Origin of the sequence: Olsenella profusa F0195, assembly GCF_000468755.1 — a bacterium.
GTDB lineage: Bacteria > Actinomycetota > Coriobacteriia > Coriobacteriales > Atopobiaceae > Olsenella_F > Olsenella_F profusa.
Genome location: NZ_AWEZ01000069.1, coordinates 104,681 through 117,828 on the forward strand (window position 1 = coordinate 104,681; position 13,148 = coordinate 117,828).

Below are 13,148 nucleotides of genomic sequence, written 5' to 3' on the forward strand. Positions count from 1 at the left end.
AGGAGCACTAGCATGGAAATCATCTCATCGGCAGCGTCAGCGTTCATGAACCTGTTCCAGCAGGGTGGCATTCAGTTCGTTGCATGGGTCTCGAGCATCATCCCCCTGATCGTGATGCTGCTCGTCTTCATGAATTCGCTTGTCGCCTTCATCGGTCAGGAACGCGTCAACAGGTTTGCCGCGCATGCTGCGGGCAATCCTGTCCTGCGCTACTTTGTCCTGCCCTTCCTCAGCGCACTGATGCTTGGCAACCCCATGGCGCTCTCCATGGGAAAGTTTCTGCCCGAATTCTACAAGCCTGCCTATTATGCGGCGGCATCCTATCACTGCCATACCAACAGCGGCATCTTTGCCCACATCAATCCCGGGGAGATCTTCATCTACATGGGCATTGCCAGCGGCATCACCACGCTTGGTCTCGACGTGTCCCAACTTGCCGTTCGTTACATGCTCGTAGGATTCGTGGCCAATTTCATCTCTGGGTGGTCGACCGAGTTCACCACCAAGCTGGTCGAACGGCAGATGCACGTCCGTCTGGCGCGCACGCTTGACGAGGGTAACGTACACACCGACGCAATCGAAGCGGCATAGCAAGTCCAGGAAGGAGACTCATCATGGCAGAGCTACATGCCATCAAGGTCGTGGCCGGTGATGGCGGGTGGGGTGGTCCGCTTGTCATCACACCCACACCGAAGCGCAACAAGGTCATGTACATCGTTGGGGGCGGCGCTGAGCCCGAGTGTCTGGACAGGGTCGTCGAGCTCTCTGGCATGGAGCCCGTCAACGGCTTCAAGACGTCCTGTCCCGAGGAGGAGGTCGCGTGCGTCATCATCGACTGCGGTGGGACCTTGCGCTGCGGCATCTACCCCCAGAAGGGCATTCCCACGATGAACGTGATGCCCACCGGCAAGTCGGGCCCCCTTGCGCAGTACATACACGAGGACATCTATGTCTCGGCCGTTAAGTCCACGTGCGTGTCCCTGGCAGATGGGTCCGGAACGGTACGTCCCGCCGACGAGGCCACACCCGCTGCCTCTGTGGCTGCGACAACGACTGATGCGGTCAAGGCAAGCCAGGCTGACAAGGACTATATGGCCGACACCCCGCAGAAGAAGAACAGCGTCCTCTCTGTCATCGGCATGGGTGTCGGCACGTTCGTCAACACGCTCTACCAGGCTGGTCGTGATGCCATCCAAACCTGCATTACGACCCTGCTGCCCTTCATGGCGTTCGTCGCCATGCTCATCGGCATCATCAACGGCACGGGGCTCGGCAACATCATCGCCAACTTCCTGGCACCACTTGCGGGAAACCCCATCGGCTTGCTCGTTCTGGGCATCGTCGTCTCCATCCCCGGCCTCTCCGCCCTGCTTGGTCCTGGTGCCGTCATCGCACAGATTGTCGGAACCCTGATTGGCTCAGAGATCGGCAAGGGTACCATCGCTCCACAGATGGCGCTCCCTGCTCTGTTTGCCATCAACAACCAATGCGCGTGCGACTTCATCCCTGTTGGCCTGGGCCTTGCCGAGGCGGAGACGGAGACTATCGAGGTTGGCGTCCTGTCCGTCATGTATTCACGCTTCATGACCGGCTGGATCCGCGTGCTGCTCGCATTCGCCGCGTCTATCGGCCTCTATGTGTAGGGGCTGCGCGGGGTCCATCGAACCGAGGACATCCCTTATAATGATGAAAACTCACGTTTATGGAGACAGACGATGAAAGTCATTTATGAAAACAAGGTTCTTGGTGCGGGAGCGCACGCAGAGGACTTTCGTGCCACCAACATGATCATCCTCTTTGGTGCCACTGCCCCTCCGGAGCTCAAGGACTACTGCTATCTCGTGAACGTCAATCCCATAGACGGCCAGATCGCCGCGGGGGACATCCTTCGCATTGGCAGCAACTTCTACAAGATCACCTGTGTCGGTGCCGAGGCACCCGTGACCCTACAGGGGCTTGGCCACTGTACCATCAGCTTCACGGGTCAAACCGAGCCCGAGATGGCCGGCACGCTCTATGTGGAGCAGGCTGAGGTGCCCGTGCTTGGGAAGGGCACAGAGATTCAGATCATAAAGTACGGGTAGGGAGACCTCCTGGCAGGCTCCTGATGATCGGACATGAGACATGCCGTAGGGGCGCCCTCCAGGTGGATGGGCGTCCTTCTGCTGTTTCCGTACGCATCCGGCACATGACCGCATTGCGGTGGGCGCGACAGCGACACGCGCTGGTACTATCATGAGAAAGGTCTCAGGGACACGGGCGAGAAGGGTGCGTGAATGGTCCAGGCAGGCGTCGGGGTGGACATGCTCGAGATAGCGCGTATGGAGTCAGTCATGCGCCGCCGCCCTCACTTCCTTGACGCCGTGTTCACAAAGGACGAGCGAGCCTATTGCGACGCGACGGCGCATCCTGCCGAGCACTATGCCGCACGCTTTGCCGCGCGAGAGGCGGTGCTCAAGTCGCTGGGAACGGGCTTCTCGGGCGGCATCGGCCTCAAGGACGTCTCGGTGGGCAGAGGCGAGCTGGGTCGTCCCCTCTGCATCCTGGCGGGCAGGGCCGCCGAGGTCGCCCGCGGCCAGGGCGTGCAGGAGATCGCCCTCTCGCTCTCCACCACGCGCGAGGTTGCCGTGGCCAACGCCGTCGCCATGACGGAGGGATCGCGTCCGCATCAGGAGGAGGCCCCCGACCCCGCCAAGGAGCTGCGGGCGTCCTTCAAGCGGGCGCGTACCCTCATTGACGAGCTTGAGCGACTGCAGGGCGCGCTGAGCGATACCCTAGAGACCACTGTGGAGGACGAGGCGTCCGAGCACGCGGCCGAGACGCCCATACGTACGGGAGCGTGACACCATGCAGCCAGTCCTGAACGTCGAGGACATCCGGAGCGTCGAGGCGGATCTCACCGAGGAGGGCGTCAGCGTCTCGGAGCTCATGCACCGCGCGGGCGTCTCGACGGCGCGCGAGGTCATGGAGATGGGTGACATCCGGGACGTCGTGGTCCTGTCCGGCTTTGGTAACAACGGTGGTGATGGCTGGGTTGCCGCCGAGGAGCTGCTGCGCCACGGCGTGCACGTGAGCGTGGTGTCGCCCGTGGTGCCCGATGACATCCATGGCGACATCGCCCGCGTGGTGGCAACCAGCGCCCGTGGCGCCGGTGTGCACGTGGTGGTGGCACCGCCCCGTCAGGAGCTGGAGGAGCTGCTCTCGGGAGTGGACGTCATCATCGACGCCATCCTGGGCACGGGCTTCCACGGTGAGCCGCGCACGCCCTTTGACATCTGGATCGACTGCGTCAACGAGTCCGGCATGCGCATCGTGTCCGTGGACGTGCCCAGCGGCCTTTCCGCACAGACGGGGCTTGCCGCGGGGCCCTGCGTCTCGGCCGACCTCACGATCACCATGCTGGCGCTCAAGCCGGGCCTCATCTCGGACCATGGGCGCGACTGCTGCGGCACCATCGTGGTGGCCCCCCTGGCGGAGCAGACGGAGCGCCTGGTGATGGAGGCGGATCCCGTTGCCTGGCGCGCGGACCTCGAGGACTATGCGGGGCTGCTCCAGCCCCTCTCCAACGGGGACGACAAGTTCACCCGTGGCTCCGTGCTCGTGGTGGGCGGCTCCCTGCGCTTCCCGGGTGCGCCCGTGATGGCCGCCATGGCAGCCGCGCGCGCCGGTGCGGGCTATGTGACGCTGGCCGTGCCCGATCCCATCGTGCGCATCGTGCAGTCACAGCTGCTGGAGATTCCCGTATTGGGATTGCCTGCCAACGGCAACGGGACCTTTGCCATCGGTGCTGCCGAGAAGATCGCCGAGTTGGCGCAGAAGCGCTCCGCCACGCTCGTCGGGCCGGGCATGCGCGTGACCTCCGGCACCGTCGGGGTGGTCTCGGGGCTGCTGGGAGTCGATGTCCCGCTCGTCATCGATGCCGATGGCATCAACTGCATCAGCCGGCTCACGTCCAACGCCGTGGACGAGTATCCCGAGATGCTCCGCCGTGACAAGCCCCTCATCCTCACGCCGCATCGTGGCGAGCTGGGACGGCTGGTGGGCCTGCAGGACAATCCGCCCACCTCGCTCACCGCCGCCATGGATGCCGCGCGTCGGGTGGTGTGGGCCGATGGCGGCAGCGAGCTCTGCGTGGTGGCCAAGGGGTCGGCGACGGCCTGCGTGAGCGCGGACGTCGCCTTCCTGCCCAAGCCCGGTCCCGCCTCGCTGGCGACGGCAGGTTCGGGCGACGTGCTGGGCGGCATCATGGCAACGCTGCTGGCGCGCACGCCCGTGGACAACGAGGACCTTCCCTCCCTGGCCGCGCTCGCCTGCGAGATCCACAGCTACGCCGGCTCCATCGCCGTCAGCAGCCGCGGATCGCGCGGCGTCATGGCACGCGACATCATCGATGCCCTGGGGCTTGCCGAGGATGCGCTTGAGGAGGACATTGCCTTCCCCGAGGGGGAGGACGAGGAGGAGTGACGATGGCATACCGTGCCTCCCACGACTATGGGTTCGCAAGTGCTGGCCGCCGCACCGACGAGGGATGGGCGCACCCCCTGGCCCAGGAGTCCGTGCGTCACTGTCCGGACGACCGCTGGGCGTGGGTGGAGATCGACCTCGACGCCCTGCGCGACAACGTGCGCGCCCTCAGGCAGTTCATGGACTCTCGCACCAAGATGATGTGCGCCGTCAAGGCGGATGCCTATGGCCACGGTGCCGTGCGCTGCGCCAAGGCGATGCACGCCGCGGGAGCCGACCAGTTTGCCGTCGCCACGGTGGCCGAGGGCGTCGAGCTTCGCGAGGCCGGCATCGGGTGGCCCATCCTCATCCTGGCGGAGCCCCCCATCGAGAGCGTGCGGACGCTCGTGGAGTACGACCTCATGCCGACGGTCCACACCACCGACTTCGCCCTGGCCCTGGGCGAGGCGGCCGTTGCCGTGGACGTGGTGGCCAAGTACCACCTGGCGGTTGATACGGGCATGACGCGCATCGGCGTGCTGCCCGATGACGTGGTCGAGTTCCGCCGCATGATCGACTTCCACCGCGGGATCGAGTGCGCGGGCATCTTCACGCACTTTGCCACGGCGGACGTCATCGGCGACTGGGACTTCAAGCAGCAGGTGTCACGCTTCGACCATGCCGTGGCGGCGCTTGAGGCCGCGGGCCTCGACCATGGCCTCGTGCACTGCAACAACACCCCCGCCACGATCCTCCATCCCGAGCTGCAGCACGACATGTGCCGCGTGGGCATTGGCCTCTATGGCCTACACCCTGCCGACACGACGGTGCCGCGTGTGAGCCTGCGGCCCGTCATGAGCGTGCGCGCCCGCATCACGCGCGTCATCAATCCCGCGGTGGGCGAGGGCGTCGGCTATGGGCTCACGTATCGCGTGCCCACGCCCAACATCCAGATCGCCACGGTGCCCCTGGGCTATGCGGACGGCCTTGCGCGCTCGCTCTCCAATCGCATGGACGTGCTGGTTGCCGGCCGCCGCGCCCGTCAGGTGGGGCGCATCTGCATGGATCAGTTCATGGTCGCCAACGACGTGAGCGGCATCCGCGCCTATCGCGCCGCGGCGCCGGTCGAACGGGGCGACGTAGTCACCATCATGGGCGCCGATGGCAACGAGGAGATCACCGCGGACGAGCTCGCGTCCCTGCGCGGCACCATCAACTACGAGGTCACCTGCAACTTCTCACAGCGCCTCGAGAGAGTCTACGTATAGGGGGAGCACATGTCCGTCATGCACATACCTGGCCATGAGCACCAGAGGCCCGGGGAGGTGACGCTTGAGGAGATCAGGTCCGTCATGGGCAACTGCCAGCTCTGCGAACTGGGGCAGACCCGTACCAACCTGGTGTTTGGCGTGGGCTACCCGCATGCCCGCGTGATGTTCATCGGCGAGGGACCCGGCAAGAACGAGGACCTCCAGGGCGAGCCGTTCGTGGGCGCGGCAGGCAAGAAGCTGGACTCCCTCCTCTCCATCGCGGGCCTCACGCGTGACCAGATCTACATCGCCAACGTGGTCAAGTGCCGTCCCCCCGGCAACCGCAACCCCCGCCCGGAGGAGATCGAGGCCTGCTCCCCCTTCCTGCGCGAGCAGGTGCGCTCCATATGGCCCGACGTCATCGTGTGCCTGGGCAACTTTGCCTCGCAGTGGCTGCTCAAGACCGAGATGGGCGTCACCAAGCTGCGCGGCAAGCTGTATCAGACTGGGCACTTCGTGGTGTGTCCCACCTTCCACCCGGCGGCGTGCATCTACCATGCCGACTGGCAGCCCCTGCTGGAGCAGGACCTCGCCCTGGTGGGCGCCTGGCTCAGGGAGCATCCCACGGAGGGTGCACGGTGATGGCAGCGTCGTTCGAGGTGGTGTCGCACTCCCCGGACGAGACCATCGCGCTGGGGCGGGCGCTGGGCGCCCTTCTGCATGCCGGTGACGTGCTGGTGCTCACGGGGGACCTCGGTGCGGGAAAGACACAGCTCGCCAAGGGCGCTGCCGCGGGCATGGGTGTGAGGGACGACGTCACCAGTCCCACCTTCACCATCGAGATGGTCCACGATGGTGCCGACATGCCGCTGTACCACTTTGACCTCTATCGCCTGGACGACCCCGGACAGCTGGAGGACGTCGGCCTCTACGATGCCCTGGGATCCGACGGCCCCTGCCTCATCGAGTGGGGCGAGCGGTTTGTGGACGAGATTGGCCCCGAGCGCGTGGACGTGGTGCTCACGCGCCTGGATGACCAGGTGGGGGAGGGTGTCGAGCCACCACGTCGCATCCGTGTGGAGGCGCATGACGCCCGCGGCGAAGAGCTCGTCCGCGCCTTGGGCGCCCGCTGGGACAACGTCTCGTAACGTGTGACCTTGCCTCGCCGTCCCTGAGGTGGCAGGCCGGGCACGATGGCGGCGCGCGCCGCGTCCTCGCCCGGGACGTCCGTAGGGCCTGCGTGCGGCCTTGTCCACGGGCACCCCGACAGGTCGGCGCATGCGTTTTCGTTCCGGCTGGCGATGGGAGCGCTACACTGGCTAGGCTGTGACGTTTGATGCCGACCGCGGCGTGCGCGGCCGACGAGGGATGGGTGTTGTGATGTCCGCCGTGCTTGCGCTTGATACCTCTACCGACATGCTGGCCTGCGCCGCTGCGCGCGTGGAGGCGGGCGAGGTCGAGCCTTTGGCCTCGGGAGACCACCTCTGCCGCCGCAGGGCGAACGTGGAGCTTGCCACCACGGCCCTCGACGTGCTGAGGCGGGCGGGGCTTTCCATGGCGGACGTCGACCAGGTGCTGGTTGGTCGTGGCCCAGGCTCGTTCACGGGCGTGCGCATCGGCATTGCGACGGCAAAGGGCCTGGCCTGCGGTCTGGGCGTGCCCCTGCACGGCGCCTCCACGCTGGACGCCGTCGCCTGGACGGCCTGGGGGGCCGGTCGGCGCGGCAGGCTCGCCGTGGTGGGCGACGCCATGCGTGGCGAGGTGTATCCGGGTCTCTACCTGCTGGACGACGAGGGCGCACATCGCCGCTTCGAGGCGGAGCGCGTGCTCAAGGCCGATGCGGCGGTGGCGGAGCTTGCCGACCTCCCGGATGTTGGGGAGCTGACCCTCACGGGCGACGGCCTCAAGAGGTATCGCACCCGCTTCGAGGGCGCAGGCCTTACGGACGTCCTGGAGGAGGGCCTCTGGCATCCCACGGGCGAGGGCCTGGTGCGTGCCGCCACCGCGCCCGACTTCGTGCCCGCCCTCGGTGACGGCGACCCCGCGCTGGTGCTGCCCATCTACACGCGCCTCTCCGACGCCGAGGAGAACGAGCGCACGCGCCTGGGGTTCGAGGAGCCCGTCTCGGTGGAGACCACCGGCGTGGCGGACCTCCTGGCCGACCGTCACCTGCAGCTGCGTCCCATGCTGCCGGCCGACCTCGACGCCGTCGCCGCCCTCGACGGCGCGGCCTTCGAGGGGGCGGTGCACACCCCCTGGACGCGCGCCCAGTTCGCCCAGGAGCTCAGCCAGCCCCAGCGCAGCTGGTGGGTCGCACACGACCAGGGCACCATCATCGGGTATGCGGGCGGCCAACTTGCCGGTGCGGACTTCGAGGTCACGGACGTGGCCGTCGCGGCGGGCCATCGCCGTCGGGGCATCGCGTCACGCCTGGTGGCACGTATCGCCTACGACGGGCACACCTATGGTGCCTCCACGATCTCGCTCGAGGTGGAGGCGGAGAACGTCGCGGGCCGCACGCTCTATGAGGGCCTGGGCTTCAGGCAGGTGGGCCGGCGTCCCAACTACTATGGCAAGGGCAAGGACGCCCTGATCCTGCGGGCCGACCTGCCCCTCAGGGCGGATGCCGCACTCGTGGCGGCGGCACCCGGGCCCAGCGCCTCCATCCGCCCCTGGCCCATCGTCCCCGCGCCGCGCAGCGAGGAGGCCCAGGCTGCCCTCGCCGCCGCTGGCGACCTCGTGCTCGCCATCGAGTCCTCCTGCGACGAGATGGCCATGGCCATCATCGACGCGCAGGGAACCATCTGTGCGAACGTGGTGGCGACCTCCGTGGACTTCCACGCCCGCTTCGGCGGCGTCGTGCCCGAGATCGCAAGCCGCAAACACGTGGAGGCCATCGTCGGCGTCTTCGAGGAGACGCTCGCCCAGGCCGGCCGACACTTTGGCTGCGACACGCTCGCCCCCTCCGACCTCGCCTGCGTGGGCGTGACCACAGGGCCCGGCCTCGTTGGCGCCCTGGTGGTGGGCCTCGCCTTCGCCAAGGGGCTCTGCGCCGCCACGGGCCTGCCCCTCACCTCGGTCAACCACCTCGAGGGGCACCTCATGGCCAACCTCTTCGAGGCGCCCGACCTCACGCCGCCCTTCGTGGCCAGCCTCGTCTCGGGTGGCAACACCATGCTCGTGCACGTGCGAGCCTGGGGAGACTACGAGGTCCTGGGCACGACCATCGACGATGCGGTGGGGGAGGCCTTCGACAAGGTGGCCAAGGCCCTGGGACTGGGCTATCCCGGTGGGCCCGTCATCAGCAGGCTGGCTGCCACGGGCAACAGGAAGGCCATCCACTTCCCGCGCGCCATGATGCACAGCCACGACTACCGCTTCTCGCTCAGTGGGCTCAAGACCGCGGTCATCACCTACATCGAGGGGGAGGGCAGGGCGGGGCGTGCCATCAACCTGCCCGACCTCGCGGCGTCCTTCGAGGCCGCGGTCATCGACGTGCAGGTGTCCAAGGCCATCACGGCGGTGGAGGAGACGGGCGTCTCGGACTTCTGCCTGGGCGGCGGCGTGGCGGCAAACTCCGAGCTCCGCGCCGCGTACAAGAGGAGGCTTGGCCGACGTGGCGTGCGCGTGACAGTGCCGCCCCTGGTGGTCTGTGGCGACAACGGGGCCATGATCGCCCTCGTGGCCCTGCGCAACTGGCGATCGGGCGTCACGGTACCGCTCACGCAGGACGCCGATCCCAACGCCCGGCTGGGCAGCTGGTCGTCACCCGAGCCGCCTGTGGTGGGACAGGGCTGGCCTCGGCGCTAGCGGTGCGGTAGGCGGTGCGCCCCCGAGCGTTTCCTTCGTGTTTCCCCAACGTATCCAGGCCGCGCACCGTTTTGTCCCGGGGCGACGCGGCGGCCTACCGTTGACCTACACTGGTACCGTAGTGCCACGCCTTTCACGTATGTAGTTGCAAGGGGGACTGCCATGAATACTGATTCCACAGACATGCATGCCACGGCGGGCGGCGCGGGGGCTGGCCTGTCCCGCCGCACGTTCCTCAGGCTCTCGGGCATGGCGGCCCTGGGCACGGCGGGCGCCGGCATCCTTGCGGGGTGCGGGCCCTCCACCGAGACGGACGACAAGGGCGCCAGCCAGTCCTCCTCGGCCGCAGGCTTTGGTGACAACGGGACGATGCGCGTGGGCATGGAGGTCGCCTACCCGCCGTACAACTTCCAGGTCTCCGAGGAGTCCGACAACACCATTCCCGTCGAGGGCCAGGATGGCGCCTATGCCGACGGCTACGACATCGTCTTCGCCAAGAAGATCGGCGAGGCGCTCGGCCTGACGCCCGTCGCCGTGAAGATGGAGTTCTCCGGCCTGGTCGAAGGGCTCACCAACGGCACCATCGACATCATCTGCGGCGGCATGACGGCCACCGACGAGCGCCGCCAGTCCATCGACTTCTCCGACCCCTACTGGGACGGTCACTATGGCCTGCTGGTGAAGAAGGGCTCCCCCTACGAGCACGCCACGAGCTTCGCCGACTTCAAGGGCGCCTCGGTGCTCGGGCAGCGCGACACGCTGTTGGATGACGTGATCGACGAGATCGACGGCGTCAACCACCTCACCCCCGTCGACTCGGTGCCCGCGCAGCTCTCCAACCTCAACCAGGGGACCTGCGACGCCATCACGTACGACGTGGAGAACGCCAAGGGCCTGCTGGCCGCCAACCCCGATCTCGCCCAGGTGGAGTTCGATGGCAACCCCATCCTCTTCTCCGAGGATGCGCCCATCAACGCCGGCATCGCCAAGGGGCACGACGACGTGCTCGCCAAGATCGACGATGCCATCAACGCCGTCCCGCAGGACGAGCGCCAGGCCTACTGGGATGCCGTGCAGGAGCGTCTGCCCGAGTAGGGCGCAGCCCCCGCGCCACGGCGCCTCCCGTGCCGCCACGGGGCCCTCCGACCGATCCAAAGGAGCCTTTCCCCATGCAGGATTCCAACAGTGCGGCCAAGGGACGCCTCGCGCGCGTCCGGGCGTTCCTTCTGGAGGAGCACCGCTACGTGTTTCTGGGCACGAGCATCCTCGCCCTCTGCGGCCTCTGGCTCGCCAACCAGGCGCACTCGCCCCTGAGCCTCCTCAACCATGCCCGTGGCCTCGAGACGGCGCTGTACTACGTGCTCGTGGCCTGGCTCGCGGTGTCCGCCCTGGCGCTCGTCAGCAAGCTCACACATTGGAAGGGTGACGCCTACGTGCGCACCTCGCCGTTCGCCCGTCCCACCGCCCGGCGGGCCGAGCGCTACCTGTCGTATGTCATCTGGGCCGTCACGCTGGCGTTCATCGTCGACCGCGTGGTTCTGGGGTGCGTCTACACGGTGCAGTGGGGCAGGGCGCAGGCCACCAACCCCAGCGACTTCCTGGGGTCGACGGTCTACATGCTCCACCATATGGGGTCGACGTTCGTGCAGGGCATCATCAACACCGTGATCATCGCGCTCGTGGGCACCATCGTGGCGTTCTTCCTAGCGTTGGCTCTGGTGTTCCTACGCCTGCAGGAGCCCGACCGCTCCGACAACGACTGCGTGCGCCTCCTCAAGGTGGTGGGCTCGGGCTTTGCCAGGGTCTACTCGCAGGTCGTGCGTGGCACGCCCATGATGATCCAGGGCCTCATCATCTACTATGCCGGCACCGGCATCCTCACGGGACAGGGCATGACGCCCACACAGGTGCTGAACGTGTGGTCGCCGTTCAACGCCGCCCTGGTCACGGTCTCGCTCAACTCGACCGCCTACATGATGGAGGTGCTGCGCTCGGGCATCGGTGCCGTCGACCCCGGGCAGACCGAGGCCGCGCGCTCCCTGGGCCTCTCGCAGTGGCAGGCCATGCGCAAGGTCGTCTTCCCGCAGGGCATCAAGAACTCGATTCCCGCCCTCTCCAACGAGCTGGTCATCAACATCAAGGACTCGTCGGTGCTCATGGCCATCGGCGTACTCGAGCTGACGTTTGCCACGCGCACCATCGCAGGCGTCTACTACAAGCAGATGGAGATGTACGTCGCCTCCGCGATCGTGTACCTCATCCTCACGCTGGTGGCATCGTGGGCGCTGTCAAGGTTCGAGCGGGCGTTCGACACCGACGCCCGGCCCGTGGTGATGGGGACGTCCGACCACCTGCCCGTCGCAGGGGAGAAGGGGGGCGAGGCGTGATGGCAGAGCAGCCCGTCGAACCCGTCGTGCGCATCGAGGGGCTCCGCAAGAGCTTCGGCAGCCACGAGGTGCTCAGGGACATCAACTTCTCGGTCATGCCCGGCGAGGTGGTCACCATCATCGGCGCCTCGGGCTCCGGCAAGTCCACGCTGCTGCGCTGCATCAACCTGCTGGAGACGCCCAACGCCGGGCACGTGTGGTTCCACGGCGAGGACCTTGCCGCCGAGCACGTGAACGTCAACAAGCTGCGCGAGAAGATCGGCATGTGCTTCCAGACGTTCAACCTGTTCAACAACATGGACGTGCTCGACAACTGCACGCTCGCACCCGTGACGCTGGGGAAGCTTCCCAAGGCCGACGCCGAGAGGCTGGCGCTCGAGCGCCTGGATGACGTGGGACTCTCGGACTTCGTCCACGCCATGCCCGCAACGCTCTCGGGCGGTCAGAAGCAGCGCGTCGCCATCGCCCGCGCGCTCTGCATGAATCCCGACCTCATGCTCTTCGACGAGCCCACGAGCGCCCTCGACCCCGAGATCGTGGGGGAGGTGCTCGAGGTCATGCGCGACCTCGCCGCCCATGGCATGACCATGGTGGTGGTGACGCACGAGATGGAGTTCGCAAGGAACGTCTCGGACAAGGTGGTGTTCATGGACCAGGGCGTCATCGCCGAGCAGGGCGACCCCAAGGACATGTTCACGCACCCCCAGCTGCCGCGCACGCGCGAGTTCCTGGCGCGCTACCTGGATGATGCATCCCAGGCCGACGGGTAGCGCCTCGGGCCATCGCGGGGGGGGGGGGGACGGGCCGGGCCGCCACGTGCGGGCTCGTGCCTCGCGGACGAGCTGCCCACGGCGCGATGCGACGATGCCGCCGCACACGCTTGCAAGGTATGCAGTTGACAAATTAGTATTGCTTTATTTAAATTTAGATACCTCTTAGAAGATGGCGCGAAACGATATGGATGCGTGATCCCCATGACCATGATTGAGAGCGGAGAAGCGTCATCAGCCAGCAATGCCTCGGCTCTTAAGCAGGGTCTTGGTAGCTACTGTGACTTTAAGCTTGACACGTTGCAATTGACCATACCGGTGAGCGGCAGCTCCACGCATGACTCGACAATAGGGGATGGCATAGGTGAGGCCCTTGATGCCTGGAGGGACCTCATCGAGGCCGACGCCGATTCGATCGTCCTGATTTACGATGCCCTGTCGGCGGCAGATGACGCGATAGCCGCCCAAATGAGCGAGAGGTAGCTTTG

The 13,148-nt window shown here is 66.6% G+C and carries 13 protein-coding genes; all 13 read left to right on the forward strand.

Annotation, left to right across the window (positions count from 1 at the left end; translation table 11 throughout):
* Window positions 1-12 precede the first annotated feature (12 nt).
* Window positions 13-591: a PTS glucitol/sorbitol transporter subunit IIC gene (srlA, locus tag HMPREF1316_RS11890; RefSeq protein ID WP_021727223.1), complete on the forward strand. Its 579-nt coding sequence runs from the start codon at window positions 13-15 to the stop codon at window positions 589-591.
* 23 nt (window positions 592-614) lie between these two features.
* The gene (gene srlE, locus HMPREF1316_RS11895; RefSeq protein WP_021727249.1) at window positions 615-1,643 is read left to right on the forward strand and encodes a PTS glucitol/sorbitol transporter subunit IIB; all 1,029 of its coding nucleotides are present in this window, start codon (window positions 615-617) and stop codon (window positions 1,641-1,643) included.
* Between the two features lie 72 nt (window positions 1,644-1,715).
* Window positions 1,716-2,084 (forward strand): PTS glucitol/sorbitol transporter subunit IIA, encoded by a 369-nt coding sequence (locus HMPREF1316_RS11900; RefSeq protein WP_021727202.1) that lies wholly within the window; start codon window positions 1,716-1,718, stop codon window positions 2,082-2,084.
* 192 nt (window positions 2,085-2,276) lie between these two features.
* The gene (gene acpS / locus HMPREF1316_RS11905) at window positions 2,277-2,843 is read left to right on the forward strand and encodes a holo-ACP synthase (RefSeq protein ID WP_021727261.1); all 567 of its coding nucleotides are present in this window, start codon (window positions 2,277-2,279) and stop codon (window positions 2,841-2,843) included.
* 4 nt (window positions 2,844-2,847) lie between these two features.
* Window positions 2,848-4,464, forward strand: a complete 1,617-nt coding sequence (locus tag HMPREF1316_RS11910) for an NAD(P)H-hydrate epimerase (protein ID WP_021727272.1) — start codon at window positions 2,848-2,850, stop codon at window positions 4,462-4,464.
* A 2-nt stretch (window positions 4,465-4,466) separates the two neighbouring features.
* Window positions 4,467-5,711 (forward strand): alanine racemase, encoded by a 1,245-nt coding sequence (gene alr, locus HMPREF1316_RS11915; protein WP_021727183.1) that lies wholly within the window; start codon window positions 4,467-4,469, stop codon window positions 5,709-5,711.
* Window positions 5,712-5,720: 9 nt separating this feature from the next.
* Entirely contained in the window at window positions 5,721-6,335 is a 615-nt protein-coding gene (locus HMPREF1316_RS11920; RefSeq protein ID WP_021727241.1) for a uracil-DNA glycosylase, read from the forward strand.
* Window positions 6,335-6,841, forward strand: coding sequence for a tRNA (adenosine(37)-N6)-threonylcarbamoyltransferase complex ATPase subunit type 1 TsaE (gene tsaE / locus HMPREF1316_RS11925; RefSeq protein WP_040652457.1), 507 nt, complete (start codon window positions 6,335-6,337; stop codon window positions 6,839-6,841). Before HMPREF1316_RS11920 ends, tsaE begins: the two co-directional genes overlap by 1 nt.
* Before the next feature lie 220 nt (window positions 6,842-7,061).
* Window positions 7,062-9,503, forward strand: a complete 2,442-nt coding sequence (gene tsaD, locus HMPREF1316_RS11930; RefSeq protein WP_040652458.1) for a tRNA (adenosine(37)-N6)-threonylcarbamoyltransferase complex transferase subunit TsaD — start codon at window positions 7,062-7,064, stop codon at window positions 9,501-9,503.
* 162 nt (window positions 9,504-9,665) lie between these two features.
* Window positions 9,666-10,598, forward strand: coding sequence for a transporter substrate-binding domain-containing protein (locus HMPREF1316_RS11935; protein ID WP_021727307.1), 933 nt, complete (start codon window positions 9,666-9,668; stop codon window positions 10,596-10,598).
* Window positions 10,599-10,672: 74 nt separating this feature from the next.
* Window positions 10,673-11,890, forward strand: a complete 1,218-nt coding sequence (locus tag HMPREF1316_RS11940) for an amino acid ABC transporter permease (protein WP_021727226.1) — start codon at window positions 10,673-10,675, stop codon at window positions 11,888-11,890.
* The gene (locus HMPREF1316_RS11945) at window positions 11,890-12,660 is read left to right on the forward strand and encodes an amino acid ABC transporter ATP-binding protein (protein WP_040652460.1); all 771 of its coding nucleotides are present in this window, start codon (window positions 11,890-11,892) and stop codon (window positions 12,658-12,660) included. Before HMPREF1316_RS11940 ends, HMPREF1316_RS11945 begins: the two co-directional genes overlap by 1 nt.
* 204 nt (window positions 12,661-12,864) lie before the next feature.
* Window positions 12,865-13,143, forward strand: a complete 279-nt coding sequence (locus tag HMPREF1316_RS11950) for a hypothetical protein (RefSeq protein ID WP_040652461.1) — start codon at window positions 12,865-12,867, stop codon at window positions 13,141-13,143.
* The last annotated feature ends 5 nt before the right edge of the window (window positions 13,144-13,148 follow it).